We start from the raw sequence: 23,634 nt of genomic DNA, 5'->3' as shown, positions 1-23,634 counted from the left end.
AATCGCGAAAGCGAATTCACGGCCGGAACGGGTGCCCCTCCAGGTCGCAGAAGCCCTGACACCCGGTGCGTCACTTCACCAGCAGAGCGCTGCCGGCGCTGACGGCGGGCTTCAGCGGCCTGCCGAGCGGGTCCCTCAGCGACGCCTCCATCCTCACGAATCCAGAGCAGGAGGTGGGCAGGAAGAAGGACACCTCGCCATGGCGCTGGACGGAGTCGATCCGCGTCACCGCCGGGTCACATTCCGGGCCGCCGCCGCTGAAGGTGACCCACACCTCGCCCTCGTCGCCGTTGGCGGTATCCGTTCCCACCCGGAAGCCATCCACCCACAGGATCAATTTGGCGCCGCGCTCCACGGATGACCCCTGGACGGGATGAACCCACGCCACCTGGGGCCGGCCTTGGTTCAGCGTGGACGTCGCGCGCACCGCCGCGGCGAGCGGCTCGGGCGCCAGGCCCCCGGACTCCGCCAGCGCGGAGAGGCTCAGCGAGCGGCCCTCGGGCGTGGCCACCGCCAGCGCCTCCACCGACATCGACGCGCGCGAGCCCAGCATGTCGCCCTGGAAGGTGCGGTCCTCCAGGTCCGGGGGCGGCACGGGCAGGCGCACGCCGGTGACGGCGCGGCGGCCATCCACCCAGACCGTCCAGCGATGGAAGTCCTTGTCGGTGAAGACCGCGCGCACGAGCGTCGCGCCCGGCACCAGGGCGGACATGCGCCACTCGCGCGACAGCAGGCCGTTCCACGGCGACGCGTCCGCGTTGTAGCGAGCGCCCTCCGGGATGGGGAGGAACGCATCCGCGAGCGTCACCGGCTCCAGTCCCTCCGGATCGAAGCGGAGCGCGTCCAGGGGGGCCATCACCGCGCTGGTGGCCAGGCCCGTGGGCGCCCAGCCGCCCAGCCCCCCTGACGACGCGAGCGCCATCAACCGGTACGCCTGCCCCTCCAGGCCGTGATGGGCCGGCGCCATGCGCACGCGCACGAGGCCCGGCGTGGACAGCAGGGGCTGCGTGTCCGTGTTCGTATCCACCGGGCTGTCGTTGACGGCGGCGCCCAGGCCCAGCGGCACCATGCCCCGTCCGGGCGCGCTCACCGAGCCCATCACCAGCGCCCGCGACAGGTAGCCGTCCCGGTAGCGAGGGAGCGGCGGGACGCGCACGACGAACGGGAAGGCCAGCGGCACCTGCCGGAAGTCCAGCGACGTGCGCGGCATGGCAGGGGGATACCCCCCGGCGACGCGCGGAAACAGGGGGAACCGCGCGTCGCGCTGGACGGCGGAGAAGAACCGCCCGGATTGCGGCAGCGCGCGCGCCAGGAGCAGCAGCGGATCCGTCGCCGGATCCATCATCCCCGCGGGAAGCTCGCCGGCCGGCGCCTGCGCGGTGAGGGCCCAGGCGGTCCGCGTGCCACAGCGCCCCGTGCGCATGGCCGTCTCCGGATCCGTTCCGTCCTCGAGCGCCGCGTCACACTCGCCGGCGATGCCCGGCACCGCCACGATCTCCGAGCGGACGTCCAGACCTCTCACCCAGATGTTGGAGGGCATCTCGAACGCGCGCACCGTCCCGCCCTGCCTGAGCTCGATGGGCTTGTTGGGCCCCTGCGCCTGGTAGGGCGCGGCCTCCGACAGGAGCCCGGGCACGGACAGCCCCGCCCACCCCATGGACAGCGCGCTGCTCATCCCCGGGAGCTCGAAGTTGGAGAACCCGGTGTGCACCCCGCCCTCGAGGTCCCTCGGGTTGCGGCGCAGCGGCAACCGGAGGTCGCGCGTGCCGCCCATGTCGTAGTTCGCCACGGTGAGGTAGCCGAAGTCCGGGTGGAAGACGGACACCGTCGGGTCGCTCAGCGCCGCGAGCACGGCCACGCCCCACGCGTCCGTCGACTCGCGGGCCGTCGTGCTGCCCAGCGCGTCCGCCACCACGACCCTGGCGCCCTCGATGGGGTAGCCCGTGAGCCCGTCCGTCACCACCACCCGCACCTGCCCCGCGGCCGTGTGCGGAGGCAGCACCGTGACGCTCGCGCGGCAGGACACCGCGCCCACGCGGGCCTCCACCGCCTCCACGTCCACGCCCGCCGCGTCCAGCGTGAACGTGGCTCCGGAGCCCGAGCCTCCGCCCTTCACCTGCGGCGACACGGCGGACCAGGAGAGCCCGTCACGCAGGACGACGGGCTGGCCCTTGGCATCGGTCACCCAGGCCTCGAAGCGCTGGGTGGTGCCCACGGGCGCGACGACGCGCGCGGGCACCACGCGGCAGGCCGCCGCGCTGGACGCCGGAGGAGGAGGCCCACAGACGCCGTCGCCGCAGACCTTCCCGTCCTCGCAGTCACCGTCGCCGGTGCAGAGGGCGGGGACGCAGCGGCTGGCGTCACAGCGGCAGCCCAGCGCGGAGGACTCACAGGCGATGATGGCGTTGAGCTCGCCCCGGCGCTCCACGGAACAGTCGAGGTCCGTGCGGCACGCGGGCTCACAGCGCGACAGGGCGGTGTTGCAGAAGAACAGCGCCGGATCCGCGCAGTCCTGATCCACCGTGCAGGCGCTGTCCGCCGGCCCTCCCTGGATGAAGGGCGCACCCATGTCGGACATCGCGCAGCCCATGGCGCACGCCAGCAGGCATGCGAGCACGAGGCCGGGGGACCGGACCGGATGGGGGATGGGACGCATGGGAACTCCGAGGGGGACCGGCCTTGCCCCGACCTTACAAGGGGAAGGCCCGCCGCGCGACCGGGGAAGGCGCCGGAACCGCTTTCGCTGAACGCCCCGGGCCGGCGGCTGCGGGAAAATCCGACGGGCGGGCAGGCAAGTGTCGGTTGGCTTCCGCCGCCAGGGGTTCCAGAATCCCCGGACGATGGCGCGCGGCGAACCGAAGACCTTGGAGAGCCTGATGCCCCGGGTGCTGGCGCGCCTGGCGGGAGAGTCGGGCCGTGCGTCGTCGCTGACGCCGCTCTGGACCGCCGCCGTGGGTGAGAACATCGCGCGCCACAGCCGCCCCCACCAGCTGGAAGGCACCACGCTGATCATCTCCGTGGAGAGCGCCGAGTGGGCCCAGGTCCTCTCCCGCCAGGAGGAGTCCCTGCGCGAACGCCTCAACGAGAAGCTGGGCCCCGGCACCGTGAAGACGCTCGTCTTCCAGCTGGTGCCGCGATGAGGGGCGTGCTCCTGGGGCTGCTGCTCGCAAGCGCACCCATCGCGTCCGCCGCGCCGCCGCCCCCCACGGTCGCCTCCGTCTCCATCCCCGAGGGCCAGGACGTTCCGCCTCCCGTGCCGGAGGAGACGCCCCAGGCCCAGGAGGCCCGGGCCCGGCTGCACGTGCTGCGCGAGTTCGAACGCGTGGGCCGCCGCGCCCCCACGAACGACAAGGCGCTGGAGGCCGCGGCCCGGAGGCTCGCGCGCGAGGCGCTGAGCGAGTTCACCACCGGCGCCCCGGACCTGCTCACGCTGACGGAGGCGGTCAGCGACTCGGGCGCCGCGGATCCATCCCCCAAGGTGCTGGTCATCCGCGCCTGGGTGCACGCGCACGCCATCGAGACGTTCCTCGCGCGCACGGACTTCAACGCCGAGCGCGTCAGCCACTTCGGCGTGGGCGTGGCCTTCCTGGGCGAGCGCGCCGCGCTGGTGCTGCTCACCTCCGACCGCAAGGCGGAGGTGCTCCCCTTCCCCCGGACGATCGCCAAGGCCGGCACGGAGAAGCGTGTGTGCGGCCGGCTGGTGCCGCCGCTGCGCAGCCCGCAGGTCTTCGTCACCCGGCCGGATGGCGAGGTGGAGGCCGTGGCCCTCAGCCGCGCGCCGTCCGGCACCAACGGCTTCTGTGCCCTGGTGGGCTTCGACACGCCCGGCGGCTACACCGTGGAGGTGGTGGGCCAGGCGGACGCGGGGCCGGAGGTGACGTCGCTGTTCCTGGTGCAGGTGGGGGCCCGTGCCGCGCGCGGTGGGCAGGAAGCGCAGCGCGAGCCCACCACGCTCGCCGAGGCGCGCACCGCCCTCTACGAGCGCATCAACACCCTGCGCCGCGCGCACAAGCTGCCGGAGCTCACGCCGGACCCGGCGCTGGAGGAGGTGTCGCTGCGCTACAGCACGCGCATGGCGACGGAGGGCTTCTTCGCGCACATCGCGCCGGACGGCTCCACGCTCACCAAACGCCTCCCGGAGGGCACGCGCTACGTGCGCGCCGGTGAGAACCTGGGCCTGGCGGCGGGCCCGCTCGCGGCGCACTTCGGCATCGAGCACAGCCCCGGCCACCGCAAGAACCTGCTGGACCCCGCGTTCCGCTTCATGGGCGTGGGCGCGGCGTTCCAGAAGGTGGACGGCCGGGACCAGGCCATCGTCACGGAAGTGTTCACGGCGGCGTCCCCTGGCGCGGCGCTCCCGGCGGACCCGGTGTCGGACGTCTACGAGGCCCTGACGCGGCAGCGCGCCACCCTCAAGCTGCCGCCCCTGGTGCGCAGCGAGGCGCTGGAGCGGCTGGCGCGCGACCATGCCCGCCGCGCGCTGGCGCAGGACGAGCCCAACCCCGGTGACGGAGAGCCGTCTCCCCTGCACGAGCGGGTGTTCTCCGCCCTGCCGGACGCGGGCACCGCGTCGGTGGACTTCTTCGTCGTGGGCGACCCGAGCGCCGTTCCGGAATCGCGCAGCCTGGCCACCGCCACCTACACCCGGGTGGGCGTGGGACTGGTGCGGGGCAACTCCAAGCGCTTCGGACAGGGCCAGTACTGGGTGGCCGTCATCTACGCGGCGGTCCCCTGAAGCCAGCGGCTCCGGTGGGGACCGTCCACGCGGACTCCGGCCACGTCCGACTTCGGGCGTGACCGGGTGTCAGCTCGCGCGGGCCCTGGGTAACGGGCCGCATGTCAGACGTCCCGGTTAGACAGGACGGCGCTGCGTGGCGTACGCCTCCAGCCCCATCTGCGGAGGCGCGAGGTTGGCGTACATCGGGCACTTCATGCACGTGAACGACTGCCAGCCGCGACGCACGGCCTCATCGAGGCAGTTGTCGTAGTGGTTGCAGTTCAGGTTGCGATGCGTCTCGACGCCTGCCCGCTTCGGGCCGGCTTCGGGATTGATGGTCTGCGGCAGATCGGACGGACACGGCTTCATGGAGCCTCCCCTATGAGCTGTTTCCCCCCCCGAGGTCTGTGAACGAGCAGTGCTACCGACGACAGGTCTGACTGACACACATCGGTCCGGAGTAGCGCTCAACGGCGGCGCAACGTAAGGATTCCCTCCGGATAGCGCAACGGGTCGACAACCCCGCGGGACCAGCCCGCGGCGGCGGGATCTAGGACTTGTCGGGCCGACTGTCAAACCGACCCCCGCCCACCTGGTGGGGAATGTCGACTGCAAACCTCTCGTTCGAAAGCCGCAAGGCCGCGAAGTGAAAGGAAGAATTCCATGAGTTGGACCGGCTGGGTGGCGGGTTGGGTGACGGGGGTGGCGCTGGGGCAGTCTCCGGCGACGCTGGAGGCCGTCCGCCTGCACCGGTCCGACGCGGCGGCGCTCGCCCAGGCGGAGCTCGCCGCCTGTGAGAAGGCGAAGTGCCCGGATGCCGGCCGCCTGGGCCTGCTCGCTGGCACCCTCGTCCTCTCGGACGGGGAGGCTGCCCAGGCGCGGGACCTGCTCACCCGCCACGCGGCGCCCGCGCCCCTGGAGGCCTTCCACGCCTTCTACCTGGGCCAGGCGCGCTTCTACGCGGGCGACCCGAACGGCGCCGCGAAGGACTTCGAGCGGGCGCTGGAGAAGGCCTCCCCGGCCCTGGCCGTGCGCGCCCGCGCCCGCCTGGGCGAGTCGCTCCTGGACGCACACCGGCCCAAGGACGCGGCCCCGGTGCTGGAGTCGGCGGCGGCGGCGCAGCCCACCGCGGAGCTGCTCTTCCAGCGCGCCCAGACGCGCGCGGCCACCGGCAACGCGGCGGGCCTGCGCGCGGACCTGAAGTCCGTGGCGCTGCGCTTCCCCGCCCACCCCTACGCGAACGAGGCGCTGGAGCAGCTGGCCGCGCTGAAGCCCGCGGTGAAGCTCACCCTGCCCGAACACCTCCAGCGCGCGAAGGGCTTCCTGTCCAGCGACGCGCCGGCGCGGGCCGAGGAGGAGCTGGCGACGGCGGAGAAGCGCGCGCTGGTGAAGGGCGCTCCCGCCCAGGCGCAGGTGGCGCTCCTGCGCGCGCAGGTGCTCTTCGCGCAGGGCAAGCGCGAGGACGCGGAGAAGGCGCTCGCCGTGGCGCGCAAGGGGCCGCCGGCCATCGCCGCGGAGGCCGCGCTGGTGGTGGCGCGCCGGGCGCTGCGCTCGGACGACAACGAGAAGGCGCGCAAGCTGATGGCCGCGCTGGACAAGGCCTATCCGTCCCAGGCCGCCGGTGAGGAGGGCGCGTTCTTCGCCGCGTGGCTGGACATGCAGGGCGGCCGCTTCGAGGACGCGACGAAGTCCTTCGCGGACTACGAGAAGCGCTACAAGGGCTCGCGCCGCCGCGACGAGGCGATGTGGTTCCGGGCCCTCTCGCACATCCGGCTGGAGCAGTACGCGAAGGCGCGCCAGGCGCTGGACGACCTGGTCACGGCCTACCCGAAGACGAGCATGGCGCCGCAGGCGCGCTACTGGATGGCGCGCACGGAGGAGCTGGGCGGCGGCAAGGCGGCCACGGTGGGCCCGGCCTACGAAGCCGTCATCAGCGCCGCGCCCGCGTCGTTCTACGCGCTGCTCGCCACGGAGCGGCTGCGCGAGCTGGGCCGCACGCCGCCCGCGGCCTTCCCGCAGCCTCCGAAGCAGCTCACCCTGCCCCGCCCGCCGGAGCTGGAGCTGGCCGTTGCGCTGACGCGCGCCGGGCTCTTCCGCGACGCGGCGGACGAGGTGCAGTCACGCGTGTCGGACCTGCGCGGCCCGGACCAGGCGCTGCCGTTCGCGCACGCGCTCCTGCAGCTGGGCGAGTTCGGCCACGCGCACGTCGTGGCGGCGCGCCACCTGTGGGGCCGGGCCTTCGGGGCGAAGGCGCCGGACGCGCTGGCCGCGTTCTACCCGCGCGCGTTCGCCCAGGCGGTGGAGACGGAGGCCACGCGGCAGGCGTTGGATCCGTTCCTCGTGTGGGCCATCATGCGGCGTGAGAGCGCCTTCCGGCCGGAGGTCATGAGCGCGGCGGACGCGCGCGGCCTCATGCAGATCATCCCGCCCACGGCGACGGAGATCGCCCAGAAGATGGCGGAGCCCGCGCCCGCGCCGGCGGACCTCTTCGCCCCGGAGCGCAACATCCGCTACGGCGCGTGGTACCTGGCGCAGCTGATGAAGCGCTTCGCGCACCCTGCCCTCGCGGCGGCGGCCTACAACGCGGGCCCCAAGGCGGCGGTGCGCTGGACGCAGGAGCGCGGCTCCATGCCCCTGGACCTCTTCGTGGAGTCCATCCCGTACCGGGAGACGCGCGGCTACGTGAAGCAGGTGGTGGCGGACCTGTACCTCTACCACCGCTTCTACGAGAAGGACGGCACCCAGGCCCGGCTGGCCATGACGGTGCCCGCGCCCTCCACGGACGGCGTCAGCTTCTGACGGGCTCCGGAGCCGGACTCAGGCGCCGCGCGAGGCCCGGCGGCGCTCGATTTCGTGCTCCAGCGACTGGACCACTTCCGACAGCGGCATGCTGCTGGAGTCCACGTGCACCGCGTCGTCGGCGGGCTTCAGGGGCGCCACCTCGCGGCCGGAGTCCGCGGCATCGCGGCGCGTCTGGTCCTGGAGGACGCCCTCCAGGCTGCTGTCCACGCCCTTCTGGAACAGCTCCTCGAAGCGGCGGCGCGCCCGCACCTCCGGGTTCGCCTGGAGGAAGAACTTCACGTCCGCGTCCGGGAACACCACCGTGCCGATGTCGCGGCCCTCCAGGATGGCGCCCGACGCCGTCTCCAGCGCCAGCCGCCGCTGGAGCGCCAGCAGCCCCGCGCGCACCACCGGCCGCCCGGACACCTGCGACGCGCCCATGGAGATGGGCGGGGTGCGGATCTCCGACGACACGTCCTCGCCGCCCAGGAAGACGTGGTTCTCCTCGCCCACCACCTGGAAGTGGATGCGCACGCGTCCGAGCAACTCACCCAGCTTCGCGTCGTCGTCGAACGCGATGCCCTCGCGCGACGCCATCAGCGCCACGCAGCGGTAGATGGCGCCCGTGTCCACCAGCGCGAAGCCCAGCCGCCGCGCCAGCAGCTTGGACACGGAGGACTTGCCCGCTCCGGCCGGCCCGTCGATGGCGACGATGAACGGACGCGTACTCACGACAGGACCTCCTTGAGCGCGGCCACGCAGCGCGCGTTCTCCTGGGGCGTGCCCACGGAGATGCGCAGGCAGGTCGGGTGGCCGTTGCCCGCCATGGGCCGGACGATGACGCCCCGGCGCAAGAGCTGCTCGTACACCTCACCGGACGGGCGGTGGCAGTCCACGAAGACGAAGTTCGCGTGGCTGTCCGTCAGGGTGAGCCCCAGCTTCGGCAGCTCTTCCCCGTAGAAGCGCAGCCCCACGCGGTTGTTCTCGCGCGTGCGCTTCACGTGCTCCGCGTCCTCCAGCGCGGCCATGCCCGCCGCCTGCGCCACCGTGGTCAGGTTGAACGGCATGCGCGTGCGGTGCACGTAGCCCGCGAGCTTCGCGTCCATCACCGCGCTTCCCAACCGGATGCCGGCCAGCCCGTGGATCTTGCTGAAGGTGCGCAGCCCCACCAGGTTCGGGTGCGCGTGGAACAGCGCCACGGCGCTCGCGTAGTCGGGCCAGTCCACGAACTCCGCATAGGCCTCGTCGTGGACGACGAGCACGTCCTTGGGCACCGCCGCCAGGAACGTCTCCAGGTCCTTGCGCCCGAAGGTGGTGCCCGTGGGGTTGTCCGGGTTGGCCAGGAACACCATGCGCGTGCGCGGCGTGACGGCGCGGGCCATGGCCTCCAGGTCGTAGCGGAAGCCCTCGCGCATGGGCACCTCCACGAACGCACGGCCGTGCGCCTGCGCGGAGATGCGGTACGCGGGGAACGACCCCTTGCACAGGAGGATCTCCTCCTCGGGCGTCGTGAACGTGCGGATCAGCAGCTCAATCAGCTCGTTGGAGCCGCTGCCCAGCACGACCTCTTCCGGCTTCACGCCCAGGTGCGCGGCCAGCCGGCGCACCAGGTGGAAGCTGGTGGCGTCCGGATACAGGTTCACCTGCGCGGCGGCGTTGCGCATGGCCTCCACCGCGCGGGGCGACGGGCCCAGCGGGTTCTCGTTGGAGGCCAGCTTGATGACGCCCTTGAGGCCGTACTCCCGCTCGGTCTCCTCGATGGGCTTGCCCGGGACGTAGGCCTTGAGCGTCTCGACGTAGGGAGGAACGAGCGGTCGCATGGGTGAAGAAACCTCTATTTGCCGGTGAACACGCCGAAGGCGCGGAACTTGTCGTAGCGGTCGCGAACCAGTGCATCCGGCCGCAGCTCCGCCAGCTGCCCCAGGTGCTTGCGGAGCGCCTTGCCCAGCGCTTCCGCCGCCTTGGCCGGGTCGCGGTGCGCGCCGCCCGGGGGCTCGGGGACCACCTCGTCGATGATCTTCATCTCCAGCAGGTCCGGCGCGGTGGGACGCATGGCGTCCGCGGCCTTGTCCGCCTTGCTGGCGTCACGGAAGAGGATGGACGCGCAGCCCTCCGGGGTGATGACGGAGTAGACGCTGTTCTGGAGCATCAGCACGCGGTTGCCCACGCCGATGGCCAGCGCGCCGCCGGAGCCGCCCTCGCCAATCACCGTGGAGATGATGGGCACGCGCAGCCGGCTCATGACCTCCAGGTTCACTGCGATGGCCTCCGCCTGGCCGCGCTCCTCCGCGCCAATGCCCGGGTACGCGCCCGGCGTATCCACGAAGGTGAGGATGGGCTTCTCCATCCGCTCGGCCAGCTCCATCAGCCGGCGCGCCTTGCGGTAGCCCTCCGGGCGCGGCATGCCGAAGTTGCGGGCCATGTTCTCGCGCGTGTTGCGGCCCTTCTGGTGGCCGATGAGCATCACCGTCTTGCCGTCGAAGCGCGCGAAGCCGCCGACGATGGACGGGTCCTCGCCGAAGTGCCGGTCGCCGCACAGCTCGAAGAAGTCGGTGAAGAGGTGCTGGACGTAGTCCAGGAAGTACGGCCGCGCGTTGTGACGCGACAGCTGCACCATCTGCCAGCGGGTCAGGTCGCTGAAGATCTCCGCCTGGAGCTTCTTCGCCTTCTTCTCCAACTTGGAGATTTCAGAGGAGAAATCCGCCGTGCCGCTGGTGGAGAGGGCCTTGAGCTCCTCGATCTTCTTCTCCAGCTCGATGAGCGGGCGCTCGAAGTCGAGCGCGTAGCCAATGCCGGTTGCCATGGCGCCGAACTAGCACCAGGGTTCAGGCCTTTCAACGCGCAAGCGGTTACGCACCCCCTGGAATGTCCGGGGGGTCCGCCCGTCTGGAGCCACATGATCCTCGCCCTTTCCCTGGCCCTGGCGCTCTCCGCCGCTCCGGCGGCGGCACCGGCTCCCTCCGGCCGGGCCCTCAACACACAGGGGTTCCGGCTGTACCAGTCCGGCCACTTTCCGGAGGCGCTGGAGAAATTCCAGCAGGCCGCCCAAGCCACCCCGGACTACGCCCTGGCCCACTACAACGCCGCGGCCACCCTGGGCGTCCTGCGCAAGCAGGGCAAGGTCTGCGAGTACAGCGCCCACCGCGACGTCATCGTGGAGAAGCTGACCACCGCCGTGCGCCTGGACGCGCGCCGCCTCCAGCGGGCCAGGGAGGACCGGGACCTGGACGTCATCCGGGACACACTCGGCTGGCAGAAGCTGCTGGGGCGCACGCCCGAGAAGGAGGCCGACGTGCCGGCCCTCCTCAAGGCGGTGTCCTGGTACGGCCCCGGCGTGGGCGTCTACGGCACCACCCGGGCCCTGAAGTTCCAGGACAAGGGCCGCGTGGAGCTCTGGAGGAAGAACGTGGATGACTCCGGCACGCCCCGCGAGTCCCGGACCCCGGGCACGTACACCGTCCGGGGCCGCACGGTGGAGGTGAAGCTCCCCGGATCCGCGCCCATCACCGGGACGCTCAGCGCGGCGGGCGCCCTCACCTTCCCGGAGCCCCTGGGCGCCTTCTCCGACAACCCGTCGGAGTGCGAGGCCTGACGTGAAGTGAAATGACGTCCTGTGCACGCCTACACGCCTCCAGGGAGCCCCGCCCTGGCGCGCCTGCCTGCCGGTGCCCACCTTCCCGTCCGTAGCGGAGGGGGAAAGCAGTGCACCGACTGAACGCAAGACACTGGGGGCTGGTCGCCATCATCGCCGCCGCGCCCTTCGTCCTCGCCTTCGTGCTGGGAGCCTCGGCGCCCCAGCTGTTGGAGCCGGTGCTCGGCACGCCGGTGGGTGGGCTGAGCTGGGGGCTGGCCACGGTGCTGGGGCTGGTGGGCGGCGCCCTCTTCGCGCGCATCCTCGCGGCCCTTCAGCGCCCGCGCATCCAGTCATCCCCGGTGCTGCGCGTGCTGGGAACGGTGGGCGGCGCCAGCGTGGTGGTGACCCTGTGCATCGTGCCGGCGGTGGCGCTGATGCTCATCGGTCCGGGCTGGGTGCTCAGCCAGCACCTCCAGGTGCCGGCGGCCCCGGCGGTGCGCTCGCTCAAGGCGAGCGCCCTGGACCTGCTGGGCCAGGCGCGCCGGGCGTATCCCCACCGGCTGCCCCTGACCCAGCTGCTGCCGGGCCCTCACTGAATCAGGCGGCCTTGACCTTCGCCGGCGGCGCGGACAGCGCGTACCAGGCGGTGCGGAACGCCTTCAGCTCGCGGAGCCCCGCGGGGTGACGGCCCAGCGCGGGCGCCATCGTCACGGGCAGGCCAATCTTCTTCTCCATGGCCTTGGCCGCGTTGAGCTCCAGCTTGCGGCGGTTCTCGCACTTGTCGCAGGTGGACTTGGGGCCCACGCGGTTGACGAGCACGCGCTCCACCTGGAGCTTCTTCTCCTTCAGGTACTCCACCAGCCGCTCCGTGCGGGACGCCGCCAGGTCCTCGCCGCGCGTCACGACGACGAAGCGCGACTCACTGGGGGACGCCAGCGCGTCCTCGAAGCGCTTCACGTGCTTGAGCATCGCCGCCAGATCATCCGCCAGCTCGCCCAGGCCCTTGGCGCGGTGCTTGTTGAGGATGCCGTGCAGCGCGCCCAGCCACGTCTTCGCCGTGTCCGCCAGCTCCACCACGCGGACGTTGGTCACCTGCGGAGACGAGTCCACCACGATGCGCTTGAAGCGCTCCTGCACCAGCGCGTCCGTCAGCACGGACATGGCCGCCAGCTCGTCGATGCCCGGGGGCGCGCACTCCAGCAGGTTGCGCAGGTAGAGCAGGTCCGCCGGCACGTCGTTGCCCGCCTTGGGCGCGCCCTCGAAGGCCTTCTCCGCCTTCTCCTTCAGGCGCTTGCGCAGGGCATTGAACCAGCCCGCCATGTCCAGCTCGCGCGCGTACAGGCCCTTGGTGCCCTTCACCTGCGTCTCGGTGTCCGTGAGGCGGCTCTGCAGCACGTCCGACAGCGAGTGCGCGGGATCCGTGGAGATGAGGAGCACCGGCCCCTCCTTCTCCGTCAGCGTCACCGCCGCGGCGGCCGCGCAGGAGGACTTGCCCACCCCGCCCTGCCCCACGAAGAAGATGAGCCGCGTGGGCGGCAGCGGAGGCGCCGCGATGGGAGGCATGGACGGGGCGCGCACCAGCGCCGGAGGCCCTTCGGCCGCGCTGAACTCCAGCGCCTTGGTCTCCTTGCCCGCCGCCCACTCCTTGGCGAACTCCTTCAGCCCGTCCAGCCCCCGGGGCGCCACCTCGCGGCGGCCCAGCAGGTTCACGGGCACGTTCTTGTCCAGCGCCTGGTACTTGCGCACGTGCGGCGCCTGCAGGCCGCGGCGGCCCTGGCACGCGGGGCAACCCTCGTGGTCCTCCACCTGGTTGACCACCACCTCCGTCACCGGCAGCCCGCGCTCGCGCAGCTGGGTGAAGTACATGCGCGTCTGCGCTTCCGGCACCGGCTCCGCCAGCGCCACCAGGTGGAAGGCCGTGCGCGCCGGATCCTTCAGCAGCGCCAGCAGCTTCTCCGCCTTCTGGCCCACCTGCTCCAGGAAGCCACCCGAGCCCTCCGCGGCGGCGGCCGCGGCGGCCTTCTTGCCCTTGCCGCTGGGGGCCGGGGCGGCGCGGTCCTGGCCCGCCTTCACGAAGCCCAGGAACTTGCGCAGCTGCGCCGGCAGGTCGAACAGGCGGAGCGTGTGGCTGGTGGGCGCCGTGTCCACGACGATGCGGTCGTAGTCACCCGACTCCAGCAGGTCCACCACGTGGAAGAGCGCCACCAGCTCCTCCAGCCCCGGCACCGCCTGCTGGTAGAGCTTGCCCAGCTCCTCGTCCGACAGGTGCGTGCCCTTCACCGCCGCCTTCGCCAGCGCCGGCAGGTACTCCGCCAGGAACGGCTTGAGCAGCGCGGGCGGGTTGAGCTCCGCGCCGAAGAGGCCGCCCTCGCCCTTGCCCGCCTGGAGCTTCGTGGGCTTCGCCGGCAGCTTCTTCTTCACCAGGTCCGACAGGGACTGGACCGGATCCAACGAGACGACCAGCACCCGGTGCTTGGGCACTTCTTCGGAGAGCCTCACCGCGTACGCTGCCGCAAGCGTCGTCTTGCCGACCCCGCCCTTGCCGCCGAAGAAGTGAAGAACTCGCGCGTCGCTCATTGCGTTGTGGCCTTCCTTGTGCCCCCCCGGCGGCACCCCAGATGACTCACGTCGGACGACCGCACCATGGGGGGCGGACGTGGCCCGAAAAGAGACGTCCCGGCCGGGCCCTCACCAACGGGTGGGAGAGGCCCGGAGGATCCCCCGTCCAGGGGGGAAAAGTCAAGAATTGACAGGGGTTTTCGAGACCTCCCCCGCCCGTTTAAACCGGCTTGGGGAGGCCCCGTGCGCGCTCTCCAGGTGCCCTGCCAAGGGCCCGGAATCCGGGCCCTCTTGCCTACCTGTCAGGTCAGCGCGTCAGGAAGCTGCTGGCGCTCATGGGGCCGTCGTTGCCCTGCCCGCCCAGGGGGCTCCCGCCACCCGGGGTGCCCTGGGCGCGGTTCTCGGCCGCGTAGCGGTTGAGCTTGTTGTAGAGCGTCTTCTCGCTCACCCCCAGCACCTCCGCCGTGCGGGCCTTGTTGTTCCCGTTGCGCTGCAGGCTGCCCAGGATGTACTCGCGCTCCACGGCGTCCAGGCTCAGGCCGAACGGCAGCTTGAACGTGTGGCGCTCCGGGGACTTGCCGGCCATGTCGGGCGGCAGGTGCTCGCGGGTGATCAGCTCCCCGTCGCAGAGGATGACGGCGCGCTCCACGGCGTTGCGCAGCTCGCGGATGTTGCCCGGCCAGTCGTAGTTCTTGAGCACCTCCATCGCGTCCGGGTGCACGCCGGAGACGCGCTTGGCGGAGTCCCCGCGGAACTTGTCCACGAAGTGCTGGACCAGGATGGGCACGTCGTCCCGGCGCTCGCGCAAGGGCGGCAGGTGCAGCTGGAACACGTTGAGGCGGAAGTAGAGGTCCTCGCGGAAGCGCTGGTTCTTGATCTCCTGCTTCAGGTCGCGGTTCGTGGCGGACAGCACGCGCACGTCCACCTCGATCTCCACCTTGCCGCCCAGCCGGCGCAGGCGGCCCTCTTCCAGCACGCGCAGCAGCTTCGCCTGCAGGTCGATGGGGATTTCGCCCAATTCGTCCAGGAAGAGCGTGCCGCCGTGGGCCATCTCGAACACGCCCGGGCGGCGCTGATCCGCGCCGGTGAAGGCGCCGCGCTCGTGGCCGAAGAGCTCGGACTCGATCAGCGTCGCGGGGATGGACGCGCAGTTGATGGCGATGAAGGGCTTGTCGCGGCGCAGGGACAGGTTGTGCACCGTGCGGGCGACGACTTCCTTGCCCGTGCCGGACTCGCCGCTGATGGAGACGGAGGCCTTGGAGGGGGCCACCTTCTCGATCATCTCGATGACCTTGCGCATCCCGGTGGAGCCGGCGATGAGGTCCGTGGAGCCCAGCTGCTTGAGGCGGCGCCGGAGCGTCTGCACCTCGCGCAGGGTCTCCTTCTTCTCCAGCGCGCGGTCGATGCAGACCTTGAGCCGCGCGGTGTCCAGCGGCTTCACGATGAAGTCGTAGGCGCCCTCGCGGATGGACTCCACCGCGGTGTCGATGGTGCCGCGGCCGGTGAGGAACACCACCGGGCAGTCCGGCAGCTCGTCGCGCAGGTTGCGCAACAGCCACAGACCGTCCGTCTCCGGCATGGCGAGATCCGACAGGACGACGTCGGGCCGGAACTCACCGGCCTTGCGGAGGGCGTCATGCCCGTCGAACGCCGTCTCAACCTTGTGACCCCAGGCGGACAACATCTCCGCCAGGGCCTCGCAGGTCTCACGTTCGTCATCCACGGCCAGGATTCGTGCGCTGCCCAAGGTGAAAACCTCCACTGCGATGAAGCGTGATGAAACCGGATGGAAGACCGTTCGCGACCGAAGGGGGGAACTTCAGGCGCGAGGGAACACGAGGCGGCACGAGCCCGCCTCCACGACGAATTCGATGCCCAGCTGGGCCGCGCGGAGCGTGAGCGCGGCGACGGTGTCCGTCGCCCGCTCGGGGGCCGAGGAACCGTCCACCACCTCCAGCACCGCCTGAGGGCCCTCCGCGCGGACCGCGACCACCACGGTGGCGCCGGACTCCGCGCGCTGGAACGCGCGCATCAGCACCTGCACCAGGAAGAAGCCCAGCTCCGTGGTGTCCTCCATGCGGGCCTGGACCTCCGGCTCGATGGCGCGCGTGACCTGAAGCCGGCGCCGGCGGCTCTCATGGCCCAGCACGTCCAGGGCCTTGCCGGTGGCGTCCGACAGCGGCGCGTCCCCGGAGGGGCCCGCCCCGCGAAACACGATGAAGTCCGAGAAGAGCTTCAGCAGGCTGTCCACGCGAGCGATCTGCTCGCGCATCGCCTTGAGGTTCTTCTCCTGCGTGGCCGGCACCTGGCCGGACTCGCCCTTGAGCTTCTCGGAGAGCACTTCGAGATGGATGGCCAGCGCGTTGAGCGGATTGCGCACGTCGTGCAGCAAGCTGTCCATCAAGGGCGGAACCGCGTCGTAGCGGGCCGCGCCCACCACCGGGTCCGACACATCCTGGACAGAAGGCACACTGCTGGCCATGAGAGATGAGTTAACCACCTGGAACTCCTGGGAATTTCCGTCGCCCCACCCCCGCCGCCGCCCAACCGAGGCCAGGATTTAGGGAGCACCCCTGGGATCGTCAACCCTGGGTCGGTAATTCTTGCCGGAGTTCTAAAATTCCCGTGTTGGAACAGCCACTTAGGACCACTCAGAAGTGTCATTCAACGAACGGGAGACCCGCCCCGGGCGATCAGCGTGTCCAGGGGTTGTCCACCCCTGGACAGCGCGTCCGCCTTCAGGTGCCGGTGGCGGGCGCGGGAGGCTGCGCGGCGGCGCCCAGGCCCACCAGCTGGAGCCCCAGCCGGGCGGCGTACTCGAAGATGCGCGGGTCCCGGTAGAACTCACCAAAGACGATGCGGGTGCAGCCGCTGTTGGCGATCAGCTTGAAGCACGGCCAGCACGGGCTGGCGGTCGTGTAGATGGTCGCCCCGTCGATGCCGACGCCGTTCTTCGCCGCCTGGATGATGGCGTTGGCCTCCGCGTGGACGGTGGCCACGCAGTGGCCGTTCTCCATCATGTGGCCCACTTCATCGCAGTGGGGCAGGCCGCGGATGGCGCCGTTGTAGCCGGTGGACAGGATGGTCTTGTCCCGCACCAGCACCGCGCCCACGTGCTTGCGGTCGCAGGTGGCGCGCGTGGCCACCTGCTGCGCGATGTCCATGAAGTACTGATCCCAATTGCCCCGAGCGGACATGCGGCCCAACCCTCCAGAGGATGAGCCGGCAGCTGTAACGCCGGATGCGGGCCGGAACCAATTCCTGGCCGGCCCGCTGTCGGATCAGCGACTGGCCGTCTTCTGGGGCCCCGCATCCACGGAGCGCTCCAGCAGCCGGCCGAAGCCCTTGGCCTGGAGGAAGCCGCGCACCTTGGCGCTGGGCGCGGCGAAGGTCTCTCCGGGCATGGGCACGTCGAAGCTGAAGTTCTGCGACGCGACCTCGAAGTCCACCTTCGCGGTGCGGTAGCCCTCCACGATGGCCAGAAGCCGCCCCGTCTCCAGGCTGAAGATGCCGCCGCCGGAGGCCCCGTACCCGATGGGCGCGTCCGTCTTCAGCATGCGCGGGTGCTTCGTCTGCTTGTCCCACTCCACCTGGGACACCATGCCGCCGGAGATGGACAGCGCGCGGCCGTACGGGGACGCCGCCACCACCACGTCCTCGCCGGGCTCCAGCTCATCGTCCGCCGCCAGCTCCGCCGCGGGCCACGTCACGCCCGTCACGCGCAGCAGCGCCAGGTCCAGGTCCGGCACCTCGCCCGAGGCCACTACCTCCGCGGCGTACTCGTGCGTCTCCGCGCGGCGGTCCAGTACGACCGTGAGCACGGGGTCCTTCAGATCGCCCTGCTCCACCGCGTGCGCGTTGGTGAGCACGTAGCTGACGGGCCCGGCCTCACCGGCCTCCGTGCCAATGACGACCCCCGACGCCGAGCGGCGCACCTTGCCGTCCTCCGTCGTCACCAGCCGCACGTTGAGCGGGAGGATGCGCCGCACCATGGACTTGCGCGTGGGATGGGGCGTGGGCTCGGGGCGGGACAGCGCCCGCTCCACCTGGAGCGGGGCCTGCGTGTGCGTCGCGACCGGCGTGTCCGTGGACGACGCGGACGGGGCACTGGCGCACGACACGAGGGCCCACAGGAGGGGGGTGCCCAACAGCAACCGGTTCATCAACACTCCAGGCGCAAGGAGGAGGAGGGACGAGAGACGACGTCACACGCGCTGACTCGGTGTGAGGTCCCATCATCCCGAGCCCCGGCCCGGAATGTGAAGCAGACGAGCAGGCACCCCCTTCACGGATGCCTGCCCTCCCCTGCCCCGTTACGCGTAGCGCTGGCGCATCAGGAACAGGATGGCGTCCTTCGCGCAGAACTCGCAGTAGCCGTAGCGCTCCGCCATCGTCTTGAGCGTGTCCTGCACCTGGGACTGCTCGCGCGGGGTGAGCTGGTTGCGGTCCTCGGAGAGGTACTTGAGGACGTTCTCCTTGTTCTTGCGCAGCACGCGCTTGCGCTCCTCGAAGTAGTGGTCGCGCAGGCGCTTGAACATGTCCGGGAAGATGCGCGGGTAGTCCATGGCGCCGTCCGGGTTGTCCAGCCGGTGCGCGCCAATGCTGGCAATGAGCCCGCGGCGGAAGTCCGGAGGGGCTTCCCCCTGCGGCATCACGATGGCCTCCACCTCCGCCATGCGCGCCTCGTCCGGCTTCTCCATCTCCCCCGTCACGCGGTTGCGCATCTTCTCCCCGCGCACCCAGTGGCTGACGCTCTGGATGTAGCGCTCCACCAGCTCGCGGTACTGGCCTTCGGACACCAGGCCCATGGAGTCGCGCACTTCTGAATCCACGCGGTCCAGGTACTCGCCCTCCACCACGCGCACGAAGGTCTCGTGGTCGTGGTAGCCGTCCATGACCTCCTGGAGCAGGAACTCGTAGACGCTCTTGTCCTTGCAGAGCGCGTGCAGCTCCTCCAGCACCGCCAGCGCGTGGAGGCACTTGTAGTCGGGGTTCTGCGCGGCGTTGAAGAGGGCCGTCTTGATTTCGCGCGCGCTCGCGCCGGAGCGGCCCTCGTAGTTGGGGTACGCGTCGGACTCCTCGTACATCTCCTCGCGCAGCTTGAGCAGCTCCTTGGTGTTCGCCGAGGACAGCCGCGCGGGCACGCCCGCCTCCTGGTACAGGTGCAGCTTCTCCACCGGGGCCACCTGATCCACCAGCGGCTTCACGTGGGCCGGGTAGCGGTCCGGGATGGGCTTCTTCAGGCGCGTGAGCACCGCCCACATCGCGGCCACCTCCGTGGCGTGCGGTGAGACGTGCTTGCCCACGGTGGTCGCGGTGATCTGCGCGTCGTAGATCTCCTGCTCGACCTTGTAGCGGCGCAGGTACGGCACGCGCACCAGCTCGATGCGGCCCTTGAACGACGCGAAGTCCGGCAGCTCCTTGAACGCGTTCAGGTGCTTCTCGTTGGAGGAAGCGATCAGCACCTCGTCCAGCTGGAGCACGAAGGGCTCCAGCGGCACTTCCCCCGTCTCACTGAAGCCCAGCAGGTACTTGAAGGCCTCCAGCGGGCGCTTGAGCAGGTCCGCGTATTCGATGAGGCCCCGGTTGGCGTGCACCAGCGGGCCGTGCGGCTCGAAGAGCACCGTGCTGTGCAGCGCGGACGGCAGGTTGAGCTGGGTACGGTCCGCCGAAATCTGCTGCGCGGCGGCGTCCACGCTCATCTGCGGCTCCACCGTCACCGTGCCCACCTGGTAGCGGCGCGACACGTAGAAGCGCTCCACCTGCACGTGGCGCAGGACCTTGAGGTAGTCCCCCCCGTAGGAGTTGAGCAGGGCCGTGTAGATGCGGCGGCACTTGGCGCACAGCTCGCCCTCGCGCACGTAGCCGGACAGGAGGAAGTCCCCCGTCTCCCCGTCGCCGTTGCCCAGCCCCTTCTTCTTCAGCGCCCCCTCCAGCAGGCTCTTGCGCTCGGCCGGAGGCACCGCGAACAGCGGATGGTCGCGCAGCTCGCAGGGCATGCGCAGGTCCAGGGCCTCGGCGTCCAGGTGGGCGTACGTGGTGAGCTCGCCGTCGGCGGTCTTCGCGCCCGCGCGCTCGCCAAAGCCGATGGAGCCCTTGATCAGCTTCTCCGAGGGGAACACCCACGCGATGCGGTAGAGGGCCCCCTGCGGCTGGCGGGAGTAGTCCTCCATGCCCTGCTTCAGCGCGTTGACCAGGCTGGACTTCGCGCTGCCGTTGGGGCCGTGCAGCATGATGAGCTTGTTGATGCGGCCGGCGCGCACGAAGTTGCCCAGGATGCGGTAGAGGGCGTTCTGCACCTCCTCCTGCCCGGCGACGCGGCCGTCGTGTTCCGCGGATGGGACGTCGAAGACCTTGAAGCGCCGGATGGTGCCCGTGGGGTGCGGCACCAACTCCGTGCCGTAGTGGTCCATCACGTCGCGCAGGTACTGCGCCGCGTTGCGCGACTGGCCCTTCGGGTCCGTGAAGAAGAGCGACAGGTACTCCTCGAAGGACAGGATGGACCGGTTCTTGACGAAGTCGGCGCTGACCTGCGCGCCCACCTCCTGCAGATAGCCCTTCGCTTCCACGGCGGCTCCCCTCTGTGGATGGGTGGTCTTGCGGATGTAGCCACGGCGCTTCGCCGTCGCATGTGAACCCCCGGGGCTGACCTTCGTTCCCGGCCCTGGGGATGTAAAGCCACCGGGCCTCCCTGGGGGGGCCGGTGTGTTCGGGGGCGCGCGCTTGGACGCCGGCCGTGTCCCACCCCGCCAGGCGGGCGTCCTGGGGATGAAGGTTCAGGGGCGCTGGAAGTTTGGGGGCGTCCGTCGGATGACGGATGGATACCGATTCGCGCACCCGGGATGGGTGAGATACGGTCCCGGGAAGCCACACCCCATCCGCCGCAACGCCTCACCCGGAGCCCACACGCGATGCACAAGGAGCCCATCATCGGCATCGACCTCGGCACGACGAACTCGTGCGCGGCGATCGTCGAGGACAGCGGGAACGTCAAGCTCATCCCCTACAAGGGCGGCGAGTACACCATCCCCTCCATCTTCGCCATCGACGACAAGGGCAACGAGCTCATCGGCTTCGAGGCGAAGCGCCAGTGGCAGCTCAACCCGCGCAACACCGTCTACGGCGCCAAGCGCCTGGTCGGCGTCAACTACAGCAGTGACGTCGTCGGCGTGATGAAGAAGGCCGTCGCGTACAACATGCGCGCCGGGGCCAAGAACGACGTCACCCTGGACGTGGGCAAGAAGGAGTTCACCCTCCAGGAGATCAGCGCCAAGATTCTTGGGAAGATCCGGGACGTCGCCTCCAACTACCTGAAGACGCCCATCAAGCGCGCGGTCGTGACGGTGCCCGCGTACTTCAACGACCGGCAGCGCCAGTCGGTGAAGGACGCCGGCAAGCTGATCGACCTGGAGGTGGTGCGCATCATCAACGAGCCCACCGCGGCGGCGCTCGCCTACGGCGTGGGCAAGACGTTGAAGGAAAAGGTCGTCATCTACGACCTGGGCGGCGGCACCTTCGACGTCTCCATCATTGAAATCCGCGACCGCGTCTTCGAGGTGAAGGCCACCGGCGGCGACGTGTTCCTGGGCGGCATCGACTTCGACAACGCCATCATCCACCACGTCCTCAAGGACTTCGCGGCCAAGACGGGCATCGACCTGGCCACGGATCCGGTGGCCATGCAGCGCATCAAGGACCTGGCCGAGCGCACGAAGATCGACCTGTCCGCGCGCGAGGAGGTCCCCTTCAACATCCCCTTCATCACGATGACGGCGCAGGGCCAGCCGCTGAACATCGAGATGAAGTTCACGCGCAAGATGCTGGAGCAGCTGACCAACCAGCTGGTGGACCGCACCCTGCAGATGGTGGCGCGCGTGCTGGTGGACTCCGGCCTGTCCACCAAGGACATTGACGAGGTGATGCTGGTGGGCGGCCAGACGCGCATGCCCGTCGTGCAGGACCGGCTCACCAAGTTCTTCGGCAAGCCGCCCAGCAAGGGCGTGCACCCGGATGAAGCGGTGGCCATTGGTGCGGCGCTCTACGCGCACTCGCTGGAGGACAACACCAACCTGCGCATCCAGCTGCTGGACGTGATCCCCATGGCCATTGGCCTGGAGCGCGGCGACGGCGGCTTCCACGTCGTCTTCCCGCGCAACGCGTCCATCCCCAACGCGAAGCAGCTGCTGGCCACGACGAGCATCGACAACCAGACCGAGCTGGCGATGCGCATCTACCAGGGCGACCACGACACGGTGGCGCGCAACGACTTGCTGGGCGAGTTCACCTTCTCCGGGATCATGCCCGCCAAGGCCGGCACGGTGAACGTGGAGATCATCTTCGACGTGAGCGTGGAGGGCATCCTCACCATGCGCGCGAAGGACCCCGCCACCGGCCGCGAGATGAAGACCACGGTGCGCGTCACGCAGAGCTGAAACACCACGGCGCCCCTGCCTGCGAAGGCGAGGGGCGCCGGGTGGGAAACACCGACCGTCTGGGGGAAACCTCAGGCGGTCTTCTTTTCCTTCTCCATGACGATCTGCGGAGGCTCGTGCTTGGTGATCACCTGCTCGGTGATCTTGCACTCCTTGACGCCCTCGCGGAACGGCACGTCGTACATGATCTCCAGCATGGCGTCCTCCATGATGGCGCGCAGGCCGCGCGCTCCGGAGTGACGGCGCATCGCCTCGCGGGCAATGGCGCGCAGCGCTTCCTTGGTGAAGGTGAGCTTCACCTTCTCGATCTCGAACATCTTCTGGTACTGCTTCACCAGGGCGTTCTTCGGGATCGTGAGGATGGTGACGAGGTCATCCTCCTTCAGGTCGTTGAGCGTCGCGATCATCGGCAGACGGCCGATGAACTCCGGAATCATTCCGAACTTCATCAGGTCTTCCGGCTCGGTCATCGCCAGCAGCTCACCCACGCTGCGCTCTTCCTTGTGGGTGATCTTCGCGCCGAAGCCCAGGCCCTTCTCACCCACGCGGCGCTTGATCACGCCGTCGATGCCGTGGAAGGCACCGCCGCAGATGAAGAGGATGTTCGTCGTGTCGACCTGGACGTACTCCTGCTGGTTGTACTTCTTGCCGCCGCGCGGGGTGACGTTGGCGCGGGTGCCTTCGATGATCTTCAGCAGGGCCTGCTGCACGCCCTCGCCGCCCACGTCGCGGGTGGCGCTGGGCATGTCACCCTTGCGCGCGATCTTGTCGATCTCGTCGATGTAGACGATGCCGCGCGCGGCCTTCTCCACGTCGTAGTCGGCGTTGTGGAGGAGGTTCTGGATGATGTTCTCGACGTCCTCACCCACGTAGCCGGCCTCGGTGAGGCTGGTGGCGTCCGCGATGGTGAAGGGCACGTTGAGGAAGCGCGCCAGGGACTGCGCGAGCAGCGTCTTGCCCGAGCCCGTGGGGCCGATGAGCAGGATGTTGCTCTTCTGCAGCTCCACGTCCTCGCCGCCAGGGGCCTTCACCCCGGGGCGCGGCCGGGCGGCCGGCTTCTTCTGGTAGATGCGCTTGTAGTGGTTGTACACCGCGACCGAGAGGACCTTCTTCGCCTGGTCCTGACCGATGACGTAGTCGTCGAGGAACGCCTTGATCTCCAGCGGCGTGGGCAGGCTGACCTGCGGCTTGCCCTCCTCGCGTTCGTTCTCGTCCGCGATGATGTCGTTACACAGCTTGATGCACTCGTCGCAGATGTAGACCGTAGGTCCGGCGATGAGCTTCCGAACCTCGCGCTGCGATTTGCCGCAGAACGAGCAGGACAGGTTGACGTGGTGCTCCTTCTTCACTGCCGCCTCCGAGTTCGCCGGTCCCGGTTCGGGACCTTCTCCGCCGACCACCGCACTCCATCACCCGCGAAGCCGCCCACGTCTTTACGACGGCTCCAGGCCCACCTGCTACAGGCCCTGAACCCACTATAGGGCCCTCCCCTCCGGGCAGGAAGCCCGGTGGAAGCGCCCTTTCCCGGGAGCGTTCAGCCCAGGTCAACGGGTCGGTCTTGGATAACAGCG

Annotated in this window: 18 protein-coding genes; 6 read left to right on the top strand and 12 right to left on the bottom strand. The window is 70.2% G+C overall.

From position 1 onward, the window contains the following. Positions 1 to 70 precede the first annotated feature (70 nt). Positions 71 to 2,656 (bottom strand): carboxypeptidase regulatory-like domain-containing protein, encoded by a 2,586-nt coding sequence (locus D7X96_RS07015; protein ID WP_121769305.1) that lies wholly within the window; start codon positions 2,654 to 2,656, stop codon positions 71 to 73. A gap of 184 nt (positions 2,657 to 2,840) precedes the next feature. Between D7X96_RS07015 and D7X96_RS07010 the strand changes: the two genes are divergently transcribed. Continuing rightward, positions 2,841 to 3,140, top strand: a complete 300-nt coding sequence (locus D7X96_RS07010) for a DciA family protein (protein WP_120547534.1) — start codon at positions 2,841 to 2,843, stop codon at positions 3,138 to 3,140. Continuing rightward, positions 3,137 to 4,735, top strand: coding sequence for a CAP domain-containing protein (locus D7X96_RS07005; protein ID WP_208647278.1), 1,599 nt, complete (start codon positions 3,137 to 3,139; stop codon positions 4,733 to 4,735). Before D7X96_RS07010 ends, D7X96_RS07005 begins: the two co-directional genes overlap by 4 nt. 117 nt (positions 4,736 to 4,852) lie before the next feature. Here D7X96_RS07005 and D7X96_RS07000 read toward each other — a convergent pair whose 3' ends face one another. Then, positions 4,853 to 5,086 (bottom strand): hypothetical protein, encoded by a 234-nt coding sequence (locus D7X96_RS07000; RefSeq protein WP_014396719.1) that lies wholly within the window; start codon positions 5,084 to 5,086, stop codon positions 4,853 to 4,855. A 294-nt stretch (positions 5,087 to 5,380) separates the two neighbouring features. On the opposite strand from D7X96_RS07000, the gene D7X96_RS06995 reads away from it, so the two are divergent. Beyond that, positions 5,381 to 7,516, top strand: coding sequence for a lytic transglycosylase domain-containing protein (locus D7X96_RS06995; protein ID WP_120547533.1), 2,136 nt, complete (start codon positions 5,381 to 5,383; stop codon positions 7,514 to 7,516). 18 nt (positions 7,517 to 7,534) lie between these two features. Here D7X96_RS06995 and cmk read toward each other — a convergent pair whose 3' ends face one another. From cmk to D7X96_RS06980, 3 genes are read right to left on the bottom strand one after another with little or no spacing between them, the layout of a single operon-like run. Continuing rightward, positions 7,535 to 8,230: a (d)CMP kinase gene (gene cmk, locus D7X96_RS06990; protein ID WP_120547532.1), complete on the bottom strand. Its 696-nt coding sequence runs from the start codon at positions 8,228 to 8,230 to the stop codon at positions 7,535 to 7,537. Beyond that, a complete protein-coding gene (gene hisC / locus D7X96_RS06985; protein ID WP_120547531.1) occupies positions 8,227 to 9,318 on the bottom strand; it encodes a histidinol-phosphate transaminase in 1,092 nt (363 codons plus the stop codon). Before hisC ends, cmk begins: the two co-directional genes overlap by 4 nt. Before the next feature lie 14 nt (positions 9,319 to 9,332). Beyond that, positions 9,333 to 10,301 carry an acetyl-CoA carboxylase carboxyltransferase subunit alpha gene (locus tag D7X96_RS06980; RefSeq protein WP_120547530.1) on the bottom strand — a complete coding sequence of 323 codons (969 nt, stop codon included), beginning with the start codon at positions 10,299 to 10,301 and terminating at the stop codon, positions 9,333 to 9,335. A gap of 93 nt (positions 10,302 to 10,394) precedes the next feature. On the opposite strand from D7X96_RS06980, the gene D7X96_RS06975 reads away from it, so the two are divergent. Then, positions 10,395 to 11,090 (top strand): tetratricopeptide repeat protein, encoded by a 696-nt coding sequence (locus D7X96_RS06975; RefSeq protein WP_121769304.1) that lies wholly within the window; start codon positions 10,395 to 10,397, stop codon positions 11,088 to 11,090. A gap of 110 nt (positions 11,091 to 11,200) precedes the next feature. Further along, positions 11,201 to 11,668, top strand: coding sequence for a hypothetical protein (locus D7X96_RS06970; protein ID WP_120547528.1), 468 nt, complete (start codon positions 11,201 to 11,203; stop codon positions 11,666 to 11,668). A 1-nt stretch (position 11,669) separates the two neighbouring features. Here the strand turns inward: D7X96_RS06970 and D7X96_RS06965 are convergent, their stop codons facing one another. The 6 genes from D7X96_RS06965 to D7X96_RS06940 all read right to left on the bottom strand — a co-directional run bounded on the left by D7X96_RS06965 (position 11,670) and on the right by D7X96_RS06940 (position 20,200). Then, on the bottom strand, positions 11,670 to 13,649 hold the full coding sequence (locus tag D7X96_RS06965) for an ArsA family ATPase (RefSeq protein WP_121722632.1): 1,980 nt from the start codon (positions 13,647 to 13,649) through the stop codon (positions 11,670 to 11,672). Positions 13,650 to 13,938: 289 nt separating this feature from the next. After that, positions 13,939 to 15,378, bottom strand: a complete 1,440-nt coding sequence (nla6, locus tag D7X96_RS06960; protein ID WP_120551928.1) for an enhancer binding protein Nla6 — start codon at positions 15,376 to 15,378, stop codon at positions 13,939 to 13,941. Positions 15,379 to 15,450: 72 nt separating this feature from the next. After that, a complete protein-coding gene (locus D7X96_RS06955) occupies positions 15,451 to 16,113 on the bottom strand; it encodes a histidine kinase dimerization/phospho-acceptor domain-containing protein (protein WP_199746888.1) in 663 nt (220 codons plus the stop codon). Between the two features lie 256 nt (positions 16,114 to 16,369). Next, positions 16,370 to 16,828 (bottom strand): deoxycytidylate deaminase, encoded by a 459-nt coding sequence (locus D7X96_RS06950; protein ID WP_120551930.1) that lies wholly within the window; start codon positions 16,826 to 16,828, stop codon positions 16,370 to 16,372. 84 nt (positions 16,829 to 16,912) lie between these two features. After that, on the bottom strand, positions 16,913 to 17,794 hold the full coding sequence (locus D7X96_RS06945) for a S1C family serine protease (RefSeq protein WP_121769303.1): 882 nt from the start codon (positions 17,792 to 17,794) through the stop codon (positions 16,913 to 16,915). Between the two features lie 150 nt (positions 17,795 to 17,944). Next, a complete protein-coding gene (locus D7X96_RS06940) occupies positions 17,945 to 20,200 on the bottom strand; it encodes a PrkA family serine protein kinase (protein WP_121769302.1) in 2,256 nt (751 codons plus the stop codon). A gap of 342 nt (positions 20,201 to 20,542) precedes the next feature. Here D7X96_RS06940 and D7X96_RS06935 point away from each other — a divergent pair, with 342 nt between their 5' ends. Next, positions 20,543 to 22,063, top strand: a complete 1,521-nt coding sequence (locus tag D7X96_RS06935; protein ID WP_120551933.1) for an Hsp70 family protein — start codon at positions 20,543 to 20,545, stop codon at positions 22,061 to 22,063. Positions 22,064 to 22,134: 71 nt separating this feature from the next. Here the strand turns inward: D7X96_RS06935 and clpX are convergent, their stop codons facing one another. Beyond that, positions 22,135 to 23,412 (bottom strand): ATP-dependent Clp protease ATP-binding subunit ClpX, encoded by a 1,278-nt coding sequence (gene clpX, locus D7X96_RS06930; RefSeq protein WP_014396705.1) that lies wholly within the window; start codon positions 23,410 to 23,412, stop codon positions 22,135 to 22,137. Positions 23,413 to 23,634: the final 222 nt, after the last annotated feature.

This window comes from Corallococcus interemptor, from assembly GCF_003668875.1.
GTDB lineage: Bacteria > Myxococcota > Myxococcia > Myxococcales > Myxococcaceae > Corallococcus > Corallococcus interemptor.
This window is presented reverse-complemented; position numbering and strand designations above follow the sequence as displayed.

What these genes read in the sequence shown, in the direction of transcription:
- D7X96_RS07015 (WP_121769305.1), bottom strand. Translation starts at nt 2,656, where the DNA reads ATGCGTCCCATCCCCCATCCGGTCCGGTCCCCCGGCCTCGTGCTCGCA.
- D7X96_RS07010 (WP_120547534.1), top strand. Translation starts at nt 2,841, where the DNA reads ATGGCGCGCGGCGAACCGAAGACCTTGGAGAGCCTGATGCCCCGGGTG.
- D7X96_RS07005 (WP_208647278.1), top strand. Translation starts at nt 3,137, where the DNA reads ATGAGGGGCGTGCTCCTGGGGCTGCTGCTCGCAAGCGCACCCATCGCG.
- D7X96_RS07000 (WP_014396719.1), bottom strand. Translation starts at nt 5,086, where the DNA reads ATGAAGCCGTGTCCGTCCGATCTGCCGCAGACCATCAATCCCGAAGCC.
- D7X96_RS06995 (WP_120547533.1), top strand. Translation starts at nt 5,381, where the DNA reads ATGAGTTGGACCGGCTGGGTGGCGGGTTGGGTGACGGGGGTGGCGCTG.
- hisC (WP_120547531.1), bottom strand. Translation starts at nt 9,318, where the DNA reads ATGCGACCGCTCGTTCCTCCCTACGTCGAGACGCTCAAGGCCTACGTC.
- D7X96_RS06980 (WP_120547530.1), bottom strand. Translation starts at nt 10,301, where the DNA reads ATGGCAACCGGCATTGGCTACGCGCTCGACTTCGAGCGCCCGCTCATC.
- D7X96_RS06975 (WP_121769304.1), top strand. Translation starts at nt 10,395, where the DNA reads ATGATCCTCGCCCTTTCCCTGGCCCTGGCGCTCTCCGCCGCTCCGGCG.
- D7X96_RS06965 (WP_121722632.1), bottom strand. Translation starts at nt 13,649, where the DNA reads ATGAGCGACGCGCGAGTTCTTCACTTCTTCGGCGGCAAGGGCGGGGTC.
- D7X96_RS06955 (WP_199746888.1), bottom strand. Translation starts at nt 16,113, where the DNA reads ATGGCCAGCAGTGTGCCTTCTGTCCAGGATGTGTCGGACCCGGTGGTG.
- D7X96_RS06950 (WP_120551930.1), bottom strand. Translation starts at nt 16,828, where the DNA reads ATGTCCGCTCGGGGCAATTGGGATCAGTACTTCATGGACATCGCGCAG.
- D7X96_RS06945 (WP_121769303.1), bottom strand. Translation starts at nt 17,794, where the DNA reads ATGAACCGGTTGCTGTTGGGCACCCCCCTCCTGTGGGCCCTCGTGTCG.
- D7X96_RS06935 (WP_120551933.1), top strand. Translation starts at nt 20,543, where the DNA reads ATGCACAAGGAGCCCATCATCGGCATCGACCTCGGCACGACGAACTCG.